This is a genomic window from Streptomyces sp. NPDC005141 (assembly GCF_053599975.1).
Genome location: NZ_JBSFYW010000006.1, coordinates 137,861 through 152,323, shown reverse-complemented (window position 1 = coordinate 152,323; position 14,463 = coordinate 137,861). Strand labels below are relative to the sequence as shown.

Sequence of the window (14,463 nt, the reverse complement as noted above, 5' to 3'; positions counted from 1 at the left end):
ACCGGCATGTCAGGCCGTGACCTGTTCTGCGAGCCCCGCCGCATCCGCCGCGGGGCGGCCCTGACATTGGTGTTCGCGAGTGTCCTCGTCGCCGGCGCGGCGACCGGATCCTTCTCCGACTCCGACCGGAAGACCGCGGCCGGCACGCCCCGTTCGGCGTCGGCACGCCACCACGACGAGGTCACCGACGCCGCCGCCCGGGCGATGGCCGACGGCAAGTCCCCCATGGAGGCCGCCGAGCGAGCCGTCAGCCGCAGCGGCGACCGCTGGGGCGCCGTCTACTCCCAGGGCGACTACGAGGAGTTCGAGGAAGCCCTCGACGGCCAGTACACCGGCGTCGGCCTGTGGGCCCGCCGCGAGCGCGACGGACGGATCGAGATCACCCGCGTCCGGACCGGCTCGCCCGCCGCCGCGGCGGGCATCCGCGAGGGCGACCGGCTGCGCACCGTCGACGGCGCGAAGGTGGACGGCCGGCCGGTCACCGAGGTCGTCTCCTTACTGCGCGGCGACGCGGACGACGCGGACGCGGGCACGAAGGTCTCCCTCGGTCTGGAGCGCGGCACGCGGACGTGGAGCAGGACCCTGCGCCGCGCCAGGCTCTCGACGGACTCCGTGACCGTCAGCAGGCTCCCCAGCGAAGTCACCATGATCAAGGTCGACGCCTTCACCAAGGGCGTGGGCGACGCCGTACGGTCCGCCGTCGGCCGGGCACCCGGCCGGGCCGGGATCGTCCTCGACCTGCGCGGCAACTCGGGCGGCCTGGTCACCGAGGCCGTCACCGCCGCCTCCGCCTTCCTCGACGGCGGCCTCGTCGCCACGTACGACGTGAACGGCGCCCAGCGCGCCCTGCACGCCGACTCCGGCGGCGACACCGCCCGGCCCCTGGTCGCGCTCGTCGACGGCGGCACGATGAGCGCGGCCGAGCTGCTCACCGGGGCCCTCCAGGACCGCGGGCGCGCGGTCGTCGTAGGTTCCAGGACCTTCGGCAAGGGCTCGGTCCAGATGCCGAGCCGGCTGCCCGACGGCTCCGTCGCCGAGCTGACCGTCGGCCACTACCGCACCCCCGCGGGGCGCTCCGTCGACGGCCGGGGCATCACCCCCGACCTGGAGGCGGACAAGGAGTCGCTGGAGCGGGCCGAGACCGTGCTGAGCGGTCTCGGGGACCCTTCGTGACCCCCGGATTACCGGGCCCGGTAATCGGCTTTCCCCCGAGCCCCCCTGTAGTGCGAAAATGGCCAGCACTATGAGCAAGGGAATGTACGTACCGAAGGAGTCCCAGCCCAAGCAGGGCGGGCAGGGCTCCGGCAAGGCCAAGGACGGCAAGCGCAAGATCGTCGCGCAGAACAAGAAGGCGCGGCACGACTACGCGATCATCGACACCTACGAGGCCGGGCTCGTCCTGACCGGCACCGAGGTGAAGTCGCTGCGCCAGGGCCGCGCCTCGCTGGCGGACGGCTTCGTCCAGATCGACGGGAACGAGGCGTGGCTGCACAACGCCCACATCCCGGAGTACAGCCAGGGCACCTGGACGAACCACACCGTGCGCCGCAAGCGCAAGCTCCTCCTGCACCGCGAGGAGATCGACAAGCTGGAGGCGAAGACCCAGGAGACGGGTCACACGATCGTGCCGCTCGCCCTGTACTTCAAGGACGGCCGGGCCAAGGCGGAGATCGCGCTCGCCCGAGGCAAGAAGGAGTACGACAAGCGGCAGACCCTGCGCGAGAAGCAGGACCGGCGCGAGTCGGACCGCGCGATCTCGGCGGCCAAGCGGAAGCAGCGCGGCGAGTAGAGCGGCGAGCGGAGCCGGACCGCCGGAAGGCGGGCACGGCCGGCCCGCGGGAATAGGCTGGCACCGTCGTGCGTTGGTCACGTACGATGGCAACGCACCTCACAGCGGGTGCGGGGTTCCTCCCCGGAGGAACCGAGTTTTGAAAAATCAACATGGGGATGATCGGTTTCGACAGCGGCTGTTGAAGCAGGGGAAGCGTGTCGAGGAAGCGGCAATGATCTCGTTAACCATATGTCGCAAAAAATAATCGCCAATACCAAGAGCGATTCCCAGTCCTTCGCCCTCGCTGCCTAATAAGCAGTGAGTGAGGGACCCTTAATGGGTGTCAGCCCGGGAGTGTTCCCGACCCGGATCCTGGCATAATCTAGGGGACTAAACCACCGAGCCCGGTCACGGGGTTCGGTGGGAAATCAAACAGTGACTGAGCCCGTCGGCGACTTGTTCGCGTGATCACCGGGGCTGAGAAAATCGCAGCGAACTGCGCACGGAGAAGCCCTGATTTTGCACCGTTGGACGCGGGTTCGATTCCCGCCATCTCCACTCATCCCATGTTCCAATTGAATATCGTGACGAAGGCCCCGCTGCTCAGGCAGCGGGGCCTTCGTCGTTCGTCCGTGTCGATCGGGACGGTCAGCGCAGGGAGAACGTCGAGAGACGCAGACCCCCGCTCAGCACCAGGTACACGTCCGCGCGGCCCTTCGGCGCTTTCGCCAGAGCCGCGGTCACCGTCTCGTAGGCGTACGGCGACGAGGTGCCGTGCGGGTGTGCCGTGCCGAGGAGGGTCCCGGTGGGGGAGCCGAGGCGGACCTCGACGGTTCCGGCGGCACCGGCCACGCGGGCACGGAACTCCATCGCCCCGCCGGCCGGTTCGGTGTCCGCGAACTTCAGCCACGCGCCGTCGGCCGTCGACCCCACCGCCGTGCCGCGTGCCTTCGACTCGTCCACGAGATGCGTCCCGGCGTAGTCGTCGAAGTTCTCGGCACGGGTGGTGCGGCCGAGGTCCCGGGGCGGGATCGTCTCACCCCGCACCCGAAGGGTCGCGCGGGAGCGGATGTCCGTCGCCGACGCTCCGGCCAGCACGTCGTACGTCCCGCTCTCCACCACCCACCGCGAGCGCGTGACATCCCAGTGGGCCAGGTCCTTCGTGCGCAGCGCCAGCCGCACGGTCTTCGTCTCGCCCGGCTTCAGCGTCACCCGCGCGTACGCCTTCAGCCGCTTCAGCGGCTGTTTGTCGCGCGACACCCGCTGGTGCGTGTAGAGCTGGACGACCTCGTCGCCGGCGCGCTCGCCGGTGTTGGTCACGGCGACCTCGTAACCGCCGTCGACGCGCTTCGGCGCGCTGTAGCGGAACGAGGTGTACGACAGGCCGTAGCCGAAGGGGTAGAGCGGCCGGCCCTCGAAGTACTGGTAGGTGCGGGCCGACTTGATGATGTCGTAGTCGAGGATCGACGGGAGGTCCGACTCCGAGCGGTACCAGGTCTGGGTGAGGCGGCCGGCCGGGTTCGCGTCCCCGTAGAGCAGGTCGGCGAGGGCGTTGCCGGTCTCCTGGCCCGCGTGGGTGGTCCACAGGAGGGCGGGGACCTCGTCCTGGAGGGCGCCGAGGGTGGTCGGGTAGCTGTTCTCGACGACCACGACGGTCTGCGGATTGGCCGCCCGCACCGCTCTGACCAGGGCTTCCTGCGAGGGGGCCAGACCCATGTCGGTGCGGTCGTGGTCCTCACGGCCGTTAATCGAGGGCATCGAGCCGACCACGACCACCGCCGTGTCCTTGCCCTTCACCGCCGCCACGGCCTCGTCGACCCCGCTGCGGACGACATCCCTGGAGTAGTGCGCCGCCCGCTCCTCGGAGACCAGGCCGAGGGTGCCGTCGGCGTCGGTCGGCCCGAGGTAGACGGGGTTCGACCACCAGGACTCCGCGGTCTCGTACCCGGCGTACCGGAGCAGATACGTGCCGTCCCCCTGCCGCTCCAGCCTGAACTGCTGCTGCACGTACCAGCCGTTGGGCTGCGCCTGGTCGTTCACGAAGCCCGACCAGTCGTAGCCGACGTACTTCCCGTTGGCAGCCGAGCGCAGCGTCACGATGCCGGAGCCCCAGTCGAAGACGTCGAACTGGGAGGCCGGGCCGCTCTCCGCGCTCTCCTTCAACGCCGCCCCCGCCTCGGAAGCGCCCGCGGTGACGTACTTCCCCGTCGCCGTGTCCTTGAGCGTGACGCGGTCCGCGCCCTCGCTGCTCGCCACCGGGGTGCCGAGCTTGGCCTCGATGCCCGCTCTGGGCGTGACGGCGTAGGGCAGGGTGCCCGAGTACCAGTCGGTGTAGAGGGTGTCGGCGAGCGGACCGACGACGGCGACACTGCCACCCGAAGTCGCCTTCAGAGGAAGCGTGTTGTCGTTCTTCAGCAGGACGGCCGCTTCGGTGGCCGCCTCGCGCGCGAGTTTCCGGTGGGCAGGGCTGTCGATGACGGACGCGTCGATCGCTCCGTACGTCCCGCCGTTCGGGTCGAATTCGCCGAGCCGGACGCGGACGGCGAGGATGTGGGAGACGGCGCTGTCCACGTCCGACTCCTTCAGCAGGCTTGTGGACAGGGCCGCCTTGACGGCTGTGGTGGTCGGCTCCGGGTCTGTGCCGTTGTCCGTGAAGCTGTCGATGCCCGCCTTCAGCGCGGCCGCGTCGCCGTCGGCGAGCGTGGGGTGGTAGTTCTGGGTGGCGGGCAGCAGGTTGCCGGGGGCGAAGGCGTCGGTGACGTTCAGCAGATCCCGGTCCGTCCAGCCGCGCACGACGTCGTCCAGATCCGGGCTGACCGTGTTGGGACGGCCGTTGACCAGGTTGTACGAGGACATGACGCCGGTCGCCGCGTCCGCCTGGATCGCCGGGGCGAAGGCCGCCTCGTCGTACTCGTGCAGCACCCGCGGCCGCAGGTCGGAGGAGGTGGTCGCCCGGTGCGCCTCGTTGTTGTTGGCGAGATAGTGCTTGAGCGTGGGCGCCGTCTTCAGATGGTCGGGGTCGCCGCCCGTCAGGCCCTCGCCGTACGCCGTGGAGATCGAGCCGGTGAGATACGGGTCCTCGGAATAGCCCTCCTCGTTGCGGCCCCAGCGGGGATCGCGCAGCAGGTTCACCACCGGCGCCCACAGGTTGAGGCCCCAGCCGTCCGGGCGTTCCCGCTGGAAGCCGCGCGCCTCGTCGCCGACCGCCGAACCGACCCGCTCGATCAGCGCCGGGTCCCAGGTCGAGGCGAGCCCGACCGCCTGCGGGAACACCGTCGCCCTGCCCAGCCAGGCGACGCCGTGCAGGGCCTCGGTCCCGGTGCGGAACGCCTGGATGCCGAGGCGGGGGATCGCGGGCTCGTACTGGTGGAGCAGGGAGACCTTCTCGTCGAGGGTGAGCCTGCCCAGCAGATCCCCGACGCGGTCGGCGACGGGCAGGCGCGGATCGCGGAAGGGGTGGGAGTACGGGGACGCGGTGGCGGGGCCCGCGGTGGTGGCCAGGCCCGCGATCAGCGCGAGGGCCACGGTCACCAGGGCCGCCGTTCCGGGTCTTCTTCTCTTCTTGCTGCCTTTCCGCATGACACGTCTCCTCAGGAAGTCAGCGTGCGTGGTGCGGTGCTGGCGCGCTCGGTCATCCGGGGGGTGAGCAGGGTCGCCTCCGCGGCGGGCGTGCCGTTCAGCTTGTTCATCAGCAACTCGACGGCCCGCGCGCCCACTTCGGCGGACGGGATGGCGATGGAGGTGACCGGGACGCGCAGGCCCTCGGCGAGTTCGTCCGGGCAGATGGCGGTGACGGACAGATCGGCCGGAACCCGCAGGCCGAGCTGTTCGAAGGCGTCGATCAGCGGCTCCAGGACCGGCTCGTTGTGGACGACGACGCCGGTCAACGCGGGTTGTTCGCGCAGGAGTTGCTCGGCGATCCGGCGTGCGGCGGCGGGCGAGGCCTCGCAGGGGTGGACGGAGGAGACGAGCCCGCCCCGGTCGGCGGCGGCCGTGAACCCCTGCACCACCCGCTGCGCGAACGCCGTGCCCCGCACATAGACCTCCGGCGGCGACCCGACCAGCGCGACGACCCGGTGCCCGAGCCCGGCGAGCCGCTCCACACACAGCTCACCGGCCGCCTTGAAGTCCAGGTCGATGCAGGTGAGCCCGTCGGCGGCGGCCGGGAATCCGATGAGCACCGACGGCCGGTCCAGGGCGCGCAGCGACGGCAGCCGGGGATCGTGGAGCTGGACGTCCATCACGATCAGCGCGTCCACCAGAGCGGTGTCCGCGACCCGGCGCAGCCCGTCCTCGCCCTCCTCCTGCGTGAGCAGCAGGACGTCGTGGTCGTGCCGGCGGGCCGCCGTCACCACCGACACCGCGAACTGCATCACGACCGGCACATGGATGCCCGCCCGCAGCGGGATCACCAGCGCGAGGACGTTCGACCGGCTGCTGGCGAGCGCCCTGGCCCCCGCGTGCGGGCGGTAGCCCAGCCTGCGGATGCTCTCCTCGACGCGCCGCCGGGTCGCCTCGGAGATCGGCCGCTTGCCGCTGAGGGCGTAGGAGACGGTGCTCGGGGAGACCCCGGCGTGCCGGGCCACATCGGTGATCTTGACCATCACTCGGACCCCAGCTCCAGGGAGAGGAAGCCCGTCCCGGCCCGGGCCCGCACCTCGCGCCCGCCGGCGGCCAGCCCCCAGGGCCCCGCGGGATCGGCGCAGGACGCGCGCAGTGTGTCCCCCTCGCGCACGACGGTGAAGGTCACCCCGCCGACCGGCACCGTCACCCGGGCGCCCCGATCCAGGCCGTACGCGCGCAGGGTGACGCCGTCGGCGTGGTCGTAGTCGGGCCGGTCGTCCACCGCGCCCACCGGGAGCACCGCGCCCGGCCGCACGAGCAGCGGCACGCTCAGGAAACCGTGCCGCTCGCGCACCCAGCGCGGCCCGGTCACCGGCGGGCCACCGAGATAGGGGGTCCAGGTGCCCTCGGGCACGTAGTACGAGACGTCCCCGTCGTCGCTGAAGACGGGCGCCACCAGCAGATCGGGGCCGAGCATGTACTGCCGCTCCAGATGCGCGCAGCCCGGATCGTCAGGGAACTCCAGCACCATCGCCCGCATCATCGGCACGCCCTCCGCGTGGGCGGTGCGGGCGGTCTCGTACAGATACGGCATGAGGCCGAGCTTCAGCCGGGTGAACAGCCGCAGGACGTCCACGGCCTCCTCGTCGAAGAGCCAGGGCACGCGGTACGAGGACGAACCGTGCAGCCGGCTGTGCGAGGACAGCAGCCCGAAGGCGATCCACCGCTTGAACAGGGCGGGCGTCGGGGTCCCCTCGAAGCCGCCGATGTCATGGCTCCAGAACCCGAACCCCGACATGCCGAGGCTGAGCCCGCCGCGCAGCGACTCGGCCATCGACGCGTACGTCGCCTCGCAGTCGCCGCCCCAGTGCACCGGGAACTGCTGACTCCCCGCGGTCGCAGAGCGGGCGAAGACGACGGCCTCGTGCTCCCCTCGGTGTTTGCGCAGCACATCGAACACGGTCTGGTTGTAGAGGTACGTGTAGTAGTTGTGCATCCGCTCCGGATCGGCTCCGTCGGCGTACGCCACATCCACCGGGACCCGCTCGCCGAAGTCCGTCTTGAAGCAGTCGACGCCCTGCTCCAGCAGCGCCTCCAGCTTCGAGGCGTACCAGTCCCGGGCGGCCGGGCTGGTGAAGTCGACCAGCGCCATGCCCGGCTGCCACAGGTCCCACTGCCAGACGCTTCCGTCGGGCCGCCTGAGCAGATGTCCGAGGGCCCGCCCCTCGGCGAACAGCGGCGAGCGCTGCGCGATGTACGGGTTGATCCAGACACAGATCCGCAGCCCCTTGTCCTTCAGCCGTGTCAGCATCCCCTCCGGATCGGGGAACACCCGCGGATCCCACCGGAAGTCGCACCAGTTGAACTCGCGCATCCAGAAGCAGTCGAAGTGGAAGACGGACAGCGGGAGTTCACGCTCCCGCATGCCGTCGATGAAGGAGGTGACGGTGTCCTCGTCGTAGGAGGTGGTGAAGGACGTCGACAGCCACAGCCCGAAGGACCACGCGGGCGGCAGGGCCGGACGCCCGGTGAGTGCCGTGTACTTGCGCAGGATGTCCTTCGGCGTCGGGCCGTGGATGACGTAGTACGTCAACTGCTGGGTCTCGGCGCTGAACTGGACCCGGGAGACCGCCTCCGAGCCGACCTCGAAGGAGACCCGCCCCGGGTGGTCGACGAAGACGCCGTAGCCCGCGTCCGTCAGATAGAACGGCACGTTCTTGTAGGCCTGTTCGGTGGCCGTGCCGCCGTCCGCGTTCCACATGTCCACGACCTGGCCGTTCTTGACGAGCGGCCCGAACCGCTCACCGAGGCCGAAGACCTGTGTGCCGACGCCGAGGTTCAGCTGCTCGCGCAGATAGTGGGCGCCGGTCGCGTCCCGCATGATGCCCATGCCCTTGGGGCCGCTGCTGGTGAGGGTGCGTCCGTGCGCGAGGAAGTCGATGTGCCAGGGAGTGGTACGGGCGACCCGGACGGACAGGGCGCCCGCGGTGAGGGTCGCGTAGCGGTCGTCGTACTCCGCGTGCGGCGCGAACCCGGTTCCGCGCAGCTCGAACCGGGGCCCTCGTGGCTCCTCGCCCTGGAAGTGGGTGAACGTGACGCCGATGACGTCGGGCATCGGCGCGTGGGCGCTGATCGTCACGACCGGTCCCTTCAGCAGGTCGCCGCGGTGCCGGATGGGCTGCGTCGGCGCGTGGATCTCCAGGCCGCCGGGACCCGAGGTCACATCGAGGACCTCGACCGGGTGGGCCGCGGTGACGCCCTCGCGCAGCAGCCAGTAGCCGTCCGTGAACTTCACTGTCCTACCCCTTACCTCACTGCGCCGACGGCGATGTCGCGGGTGAGGGTCCGCTGGAAGACGAGGAAGAAGACGATGGCGGGCAGGACACCCAGCAGGGCGGCCGCGTTCGTCATCGTGGCGTCCATCAGACGCTGGCCCTGGAGGACACCGAGGGCCACCGACACCGTCTGGTTGTCGTTGGAGATCAGCATGACCAGCGGCAGCAGGAACTCGTTCCACGTCCAGATGAAGAAGAAGACGAGGAGCACGCCGATCGTGGGGCGGCTGACCGGGACCACGATCCGCCACAGCACCTGCCACCGGTTCGCCCCGTCGATCCGCGCGGCCTCGATGATCTCGCGCGGGAACCGCCCGAGGACGGAGGAGAGAAGATAGGTGCCGAAGGCCGCCTGGATCACCGTGAACACGATGATCACGCTGAGCCTGGTGTCGTAGAGGCCGGCCTGCTTGCTCAGGTAGTAGACCGGGTAGACCAGCGCCTCCTGCGGCAGGGTGTTGGCGAGGACGAAGAAGGCGAGCACCCAGGTGCGGCCCCTGATCCGGCCGATGCCGATGGCGTACGCGTTGAGGACCGAGAGGACGGCGGCCCCGACCGCCACCGAGCCGGAGATCAGCACCGAGTTGAGGAGTTTCCGCCCGAAGTCGACGCGCTGCCAGAAGTCCTCGATACCGTCGAGGTAGAGGCCGTGCGGGAGGCTCAGCGGTCCGTGCTCGGAGTACTCGGCGGGCGACTTGACCGCGTTGACCGCGACGACGGCGAAGGGCAGCACCATGAACAGCGCGCCGATGACGAGGGCCACGAGAACCGGGTAGCGGCGGAGGACTGTCATACGCGGACTCCTTCCTCGGCGTCCTCGGCGCGTGTCTGGAACTTCAGCCCGATCAGCGCCAGGGCCAGGATGATCACGGTCAGGACGGTGGAGATCGCGGCGCCGTAGCCGACCTGGGTCTTCTCGAAGAAGGTCGTGAAGGAGAAGTAGGACGGCACGTCGGTGGCACCGCCCGGGCCGCCCTTCGTGAGGACGTACACCGCCCCGAACACCTTCAGCGCGGCGATCGTGCACCACAGGAGGACGACCGAGATCTCCGGGCGGATCTGCGGCAGCGTGATGTGCCAGAACCGCCGCCACCATCCCGCGCCGTCCAGCTCGGCGGCCTCGTACAGCTGTGGGTCCACGCGTTGCAGCCCCGCCATGAAGACGACGAGCGGGAAGCCGATCTGCACCCACACCATCACGCACATGACGCTGTAGAGCGCGAGGTCGGGGTCGCCCAGCCAGTCCTGCTGCCAGGATCCGAGGCCGACGGCCTCGAGCAGTTCGTTGAGCGATCCGTTGTCGGGCGCGAGGATCCAGCTCCAGACGATGCCGGCGACGGCGATCGGCAGGACCTGGGGGAGGTAGAAGCAGGCGCGGAGCACGGCCGCCGTCCTCGTCCCGATGTGCTTGGCGACGAAGTCGAACAGGGCGGCGGCGAGGACGAGTCCGAGGGCGGTCGGTACGACGGCCATCGCGACGACCATGAACAGGCTGTGCCGGAAGGACGCCCAGAACTCGGAATCGTCCATCAGCTCGCGGTAGTTGGCCAGACCGGACCAGGTGGGGCTGCCGACCCCCTGCCAGTCGGTGAAGCTCACAGCGGTGTTCATCAGGAAGGGGACGACGACGACCACGAGGAAGGCGGCGAACCCGGGGAGCAGGAAGAGGGCGTAGGAGGTCCGGGGACGGCGCGGGCGGGTCGCGTCGCTGTGCTGCCCGCGCACGACCCGGCCGCCCCGCTCGACGGTGACCGTCATGTCTTCGGTACGCCCTTGTCGTACGCCTTCTGCAAGGCGGACAGGTAGGCGTCCGGCTTCTCGTTCCCGGTGATCAGCTTCTGTGTCTCCGAGACGAGGACGTCGTAGAACCCGGCGACGGGCCAGTCGGGATAGAAGGCCAGGCCGTCCTTCCCGGAGAGGGCGTTGAAGTCCGCGATCAGGGTCTTGGCCCGGGGGTCCGTGATGGCCGCGGGATCGGCCGCCACCGGGACGCCGCCCTGGTTGCCCAGCAGGTTCTGGATCTTCTTCGACAGGGTGATGTCGATGAAGTCGTAGGCGAGGTCCTTGTTCTTCGCGCCCTTGGGGACGACCCAGAGGTTGCCGCCGGAGCCGAGGGTCAGGTTGCTCTCGGGCCACAGGAAGGTGCCCCAGTCGAATGTGTTCTCCGTCTTGAAGCGGCCGTACCACCAGCTCCCGGAGAACAGGATCGGGCTCTTGCCCTGGATGAAGGAGACACCCGCGTCCTCGGCCTTGAGCCCGCTGGACTTCTTGCCGATGTAGCCCTTCTTCACCCAGTCGGCGAAGGTGGTCGCGGCGTACGTCCAGGCCGTGTCGTGGAAGTCGGCCTTGCCCTGGTAGAGCTCGTACGTGTCGACCCAGGACCGGTCGGCCTTGGACAGGGCCAGCTGGTAGAGGTACTGCTGGGCCATGTACTCGGCGCCCGCGTTGGCGAGCGGGGTGATGCCCTTCGCGACGAACTTGTCCATGGCGGTGGTGAGTTCGCCCAGCGTGCCGGGTTCGGCGATGCCGTACTTCTTGAAGAGGTCCTTGTTGTAGTACACCATCGTGTACTCGGCGTAGTCGGGCACGCCGTACCACTTGCCGGAGCCCATGACGCCGTTGGTGTCGTACTGGCTGATGGTCCGCACCCCGCCGCTGATCTTCTTGTCCCAGCCGCGCTCGGTCACTTCGGCGGTGAGATCGGTGAGGAGCCCCTGTTTGGACAGGAGTCCCGCGGTCGCGTTGCCCTTGTTGTACTCCATGAGGTCGGGGGCGTCGTTCGAGTTGAGGACCATGGGCGCCGTCTTCTGGATCTGCTCGAAGCCCTTCTCCTCGAACTTCACCTGGACGCCCGGGTGTTGCGCTTCGAATTCCTTGATGGCCGCCTTCCAGGCCACCCCCATCGCGCTGTCCGGCCCTTCGTAGTGCCACAGCTTCAGTGTCCTGCCGTCCGACGAGCCACCGTCGGAGCCGCCGCAGGACGTCGCCAGCAGGGCGCCCGCCAAGGCCGCCGCCACCGTCGCCGCCGCACGCCTTCGTGTCGTCAACATCCACTGCCTCCAGAGGAGTTGGATGGGATCGGGGCCGCCACGCAGCGTTCGTCGAATCGGTTCGATGCGTGACGTCGAAGCGCTTCGACGGGGGAAGGTATGTGGGGGCTGTGGGTGCGTCAATGGGGTGAGCCGGAATTGGGGCAGGGGTTCGACAGGCCGGACGGAGGGGTGCCCGAATGGCAGGACACGTCGGACAGAGGTGGGTCCGAGAGCAGGGCGGAGGGTGTCCGACGGGCCGAACTGCGAGGTGGGCGGCCGACGGACGTCATGGGGTCCGCCGGCCGGGCGTCCGCAGGGCTTCCGGTCCCGGGGTTACGCGCCGTTCCTCGTCCCCTGCGCTGCGGGGACAGGGACCTCCCCGGCTCGTTCCGTCCTCACGCCCGGCACGGCAGGGGCCCGGCGTCGCCCCGAGCGCACCACACGCGTCCCCGTACGCGTCACCCCACCCGTCCTCGCGCCCAGCGCGGCGATCACGAACGCGACCGCCGCCGCCGTGACCGGCACGGTGTACCCCGCGGCCGGTGAGACATGCTCGACCATCCACCCGCCGGCCGCCGAGCCCCCGGCGATCCCGCCCAGCAGCCCGGTCACCGCGAGGGTCATGCCCTCGTTCAGCCGGCCCTCGGGTGTGCGCCGCTGGACCAGCGTCATCCCGGTGACCATGGTCGGGGCGGTCGCCATACCCGCCACGAGCAGCGCCCCCGCGAGAACCGCGAGCGAGCCGGTGAGCCGGACGGCGAGCAGGGGCAGCGTCAGCAGGACCGCCATCACCCCGACACACAGCACGTACCGCCGCACGGGAAGCGAGGAGTCGGAGGAGGAGGCGCTCCCCGCGACGGCTCCGAAGAGCAGACCCGCCGCGCACGACCCCGCCGCCTGGAGGGCGAGGACCACGCCCGCGGCGGACCTGTGCCCCCGCTCGTCCGCGAACGCGATGGTCACCACCTCCATCGCGCCGAATACCGCGCCGGTGGCGAGGAAGGAGAGGAGCAGCGGGGGCATTCCGGGCGCGAGCAGGGGCGAGGCGGACGTCGTACGCGGCTGGGGCGGCGGCTCGGTCGAACGCTGCGCGGTGAAGAGCAGGACGCCCGTCATCAGCAGGGCGGACCCCGTCAGCATGCCCGCCTCCGGGGAGAGCGTTCCGCACAGCAGGGCCGCGAGCACCGGGCCCAGCATGAAGCACAGCTCGTCCGCGGCCTGCTCGAAGGAGTTCGCGGTGTGCAGCGCCGCCGCGTCGCCCTCGAGGAGGTGGGCCCAGCGCGCGCGGGACATCCCGCCCGTGTTGGGGGTCGTGGCGGTGGCGGCGTACGCGGCGAAGAGGGTCCAGTCGGGCGCGCCGAGACGGACGCACGCCACCAGTCCGATCCCGCCCAGCAGCGCGAAGGCCGTGGCGGGCACGGCCACCCGGGCCTGCCCGTGCCGGTCGACGAGACGCGCGGTCCAGGGAGCGACCACCGCCGTCGCCGCCAGACCGGTCGCCGTGACGGCGCCGGCGAGGGCGTACGAGCCCCGCGAACTCGCGATCATGATGACCGCGCTCACACTGAACATGCCCATCGGCAGCCGCGCGACGAGGTTGCCGAGGGTGAAGGCGCGGGTGCCGGGCAGCGCGAAGAGGCGGCGGTACGGGGTGAGCGGCGACATGGGTGAACCGTCGCCCGGCACCGCGGGAGCGGTCCAACACTTACTCCGTCGCGATTGACGCACCTGGGTTGTAGGTTCACGTGATGCCTGGTCAACGCCCCCTCCCCGGTCATCTGGACCCCCGTCTCCTGCGCGCGTTCCTCGCCGTCGCCGAGGAGCTGCACTTCACCCGCGCCGCCGCGCGGCTGTACGTCGCCCAGCAGTCCCTCAGCCGCGACATCCGCCGGCTGGAGCGGGAGCTCGGGGCGGAACTGTTCGTACGGACGACCCGGCAGGTGACGCCGACGGTGGACGCCGAGCGGCTGCTGCCGTACGCGCGCCGTGTGCTGGAGGCGCATGACGCGCTGCTGGACGCCTTCGCGGGGCGCGGCGGCGAGGAGCGGCCTCTGCTCGTCGACGTCAATACGCCCGGCCTGGTCTCCAGCCGCGTCCTCGACCGGGCCCGTGAACTCGCCCCCGGCAGCGAACTGATGGCCCGCTACGAGACAGGGCTCACCGGCGCGGCGGCGGAGCTGCTCGCCGGACGCCTGGACGCGTCCTTCGGCCGGTTCGCGGGACTCGACCCGGCCGTACGGGCCCGGCTGGACCAGCGGATCGTGCGCTACGAGCCGATGGCCGTCGTCCTGCCCGAGGACCACCACCTCGCCGCTCTGGACGTGGTGCCGCTGGCCGCGCTCGCGGGCGAGACGGTGTACGCCGGAGCGGGAAACCCCCGGACGCTGGAGTGGACCGACCTGGCACGTCACCTGTTCGAGGGAAGAGGGATCACCCTCGCTTCACCCGCACCGGTGGCTGTCGGAGTCGAGGAATTTCAGCGGATCATGGCCAAGAAGCGGACTCCGGTCCTCGCCGTGGTGGAGTTTCCGGCCACGCCGGGGACGGTGACGAAGCCGCTCGTCGATCCGGTTCCCTTGTCACCCGTGTCACTGGTGTGGCGAAAGGGACTTGTGCACCCCGGGATCGATGCGCTCGGGCGAGCAGCCATCGAACTCGCGACCGAGGAAGAATGGCTTCTCAGCCCTGAGGAAGGGTGGATTCCGGCCACCGATGCACTCGTTTTGATGAGCTGTACATGAGACGTAACCACACGAGTCCC

Annotated in this window: 10 protein-coding genes and 1 other RNA gene; 4 read left to right on the top strand and 7 right to left on the bottom strand. The window is 70.2% G+C overall.

Annotated elements, in window-relative coordinates; genetic code table 11:
• The first annotated feature begins 6 nt into the window (after window positions 1-6).
• The 3 genes from ACWD68_RS07245 to ssrA all read left to right on the top strand — a co-directional run bounded on the left by ACWD68_RS07245 (window position 7) and on the right by ssrA (window position 2,332).
• On the top strand, window positions 7-1,173 hold the full coding sequence (locus tag ACWD68_RS07245) for a S41 family peptidase (protein ID WP_451805480.1): 1,167 nt from the start codon (window positions 7-9) through the stop codon (window positions 1,171-1,173).
• 82 nt (window positions 1,174-1,255) lie between these two features.
• Window positions 1,256-1,789, top strand: a complete 534-nt coding sequence (smpB, locus tag ACWD68_RS07240) for an SsrA-binding protein SmpB (protein WP_451805526.1) — start codon at window positions 1,256-1,258, stop codon at window positions 1,787-1,789.
• A gap of 154 nt (window positions 1,790-1,943) precedes the next feature.
• Window positions 1,944-2,332, top strand: a transfer-messenger RNA (tmRNA) gene (ssrA, locus tag ACWD68_RS07235).
• Window positions 2,333-2,419: 87 nt separating this feature from the next.
• Here ssrA and ACWD68_RS07230 read toward each other — a convergent pair.
• The 7 genes from ACWD68_RS07230 to ACWD68_RS07200 form a co-directional block, all read right to left on the bottom strand.
• Window positions 2,420-5,350 (bottom strand): glycoside hydrolase family 3 C-terminal domain-containing protein, encoded by a 2,931-nt coding sequence (locus ACWD68_RS07230; protein ID WP_451805479.1) that lies wholly within the window; start codon window positions 5,348-5,350, stop codon window positions 2,420-2,422.
• 11 nt (window positions 5,351-5,361) lie between these two features.
• Window positions 5,362-6,375 carry a LacI family DNA-binding transcriptional regulator gene (locus tag ACWD68_RS07225; RefSeq protein WP_451805478.1) on the bottom strand — a complete coding sequence of 338 codons (1,014 nt, stop codon included), beginning with the start codon at window positions 6,373-6,375 and terminating at the stop codon, window positions 5,362-5,364.
• Window positions 6,375-8,630, bottom strand: a complete 2,256-nt coding sequence (gene yicI, locus ACWD68_RS07220) for an alpha-xylosidase (protein WP_451805477.1) — start codon at window positions 8,628-8,630, stop codon at window positions 6,375-6,377. The genes ACWD68_RS07225 and yicI overlap by 1 nt, the downstream gene beginning before the upstream one ends.
• 11 nt (window positions 8,631-8,641) lie before the next feature.
• Window positions 8,642-9,463 carry a carbohydrate ABC transporter permease gene (locus ACWD68_RS07215; RefSeq protein ID WP_451805476.1) on the bottom strand — a complete coding sequence of 274 codons (822 nt, stop codon included), beginning with the start codon at window positions 9,461-9,463 and terminating at the stop codon, window positions 8,642-8,644.
• Window positions 9,460-10,428: a carbohydrate ABC transporter permease gene (locus tag ACWD68_RS07210; RefSeq protein WP_451805475.1), complete on the bottom strand. Its 969-nt coding sequence runs from the start codon at window positions 10,426-10,428 to the stop codon at window positions 9,460-9,462. The genes ACWD68_RS07215 and ACWD68_RS07210 overlap by 4 nt, the downstream gene beginning before the upstream one ends.
• Entirely contained in the window at window positions 10,425-11,720 is a 1,296-nt protein-coding gene (locus ACWD68_RS07205; protein ID WP_451805474.1) for an extracellular solute-binding protein, read from the bottom strand. Before ACWD68_RS07205 ends, ACWD68_RS07210 begins: the two co-directional genes overlap by 4 nt.
• A 315-nt stretch (window positions 11,721-12,035) precedes the next feature.
• A complete protein-coding gene (locus tag ACWD68_RS07200) occupies window positions 12,036-13,367 on the bottom strand; it encodes an MFS transporter (protein ID WP_451805473.1) in 1,332 nt (443 codons plus the stop codon).
• An 83-nt stretch (window positions 13,368-13,450) separates the two neighbouring features.
• On the opposite strand from ACWD68_RS07200, the gene ACWD68_RS07195 reads away from it, so the two are divergent.
• Window positions 13,451-14,443, top strand: coding sequence for a LysR family transcriptional regulator (locus ACWD68_RS07195; protein ID WP_451805472.1), 993 nt, complete (start codon window positions 13,451-13,453; stop codon window positions 14,441-14,443).
• The last annotated feature ends 20 nt before the right edge of the window (window positions 14,444-14,463 follow it).

What these genes read in the sequence shown, in the direction of transcription:
- ACWD68_RS07245 (WP_451805480.1), top strand. Translation starts at nt 7, where the DNA reads ATGTCAGGCCGTGACCTGTTCTGCGAGCCCCGCCGCATCCGCCGCGGG.
- smpB (WP_451805526.1), top strand. Translation starts at nt 1,256, where the DNA reads ATGTACGTACCGAAGGAGTCCCAGCCCAAGCAGGGCGGGCAGGGCTCC.
- ACWD68_RS07230 (WP_451805479.1), bottom strand. Translation starts at nt 5,350, where the DNA reads ATGCGGAAAGGCAGCAAGAAGAGAAGAAGACCCGGAACGGCGGCCCTG.
- ACWD68_RS07225 (WP_451805478.1), bottom strand. Translation starts at nt 6,375, where the DNA reads ATGGTCAAGATCACCGATGTGGCCCGGCACGCCGGGGTCTCCCCGAGC.
- ACWD68_RS07215 (WP_451805476.1), bottom strand. Translation starts at nt 9,463, where the DNA reads ATGACAGTCCTCCGCCGCTACCCGGTTCTCGTGGCCCTCGTCATCGGC.
- ACWD68_RS07210 (WP_451805475.1), bottom strand. Translation starts at nt 10,428, where the DNA reads ATGACGGTCACCGTCGAGCGGGGCGGCCGGGTCGTGCGCGGGCAGCAC.
- ACWD68_RS07205 (WP_451805474.1), bottom strand. Translation starts at nt 11,720, where the DNA reads ATGTTGACGACACGAAGGCGTGCGGCGGCGACGGTGGCGGCGGCCTTG.
- ACWD68_RS07200 (WP_451805473.1), bottom strand. Translation starts at nt 13,367, where the DNA reads ATGTCGCCGCTCACCCCGTACCGCCGCCTCTTCGCGCTGCCCGGCACC.
- ACWD68_RS07195 (WP_451805472.1), top strand. Translation starts at nt 13,451, where the DNA reads ATGCCTGGTCAACGCCCCCTCCCCGGTCATCTGGACCCCCGTCTCCTG.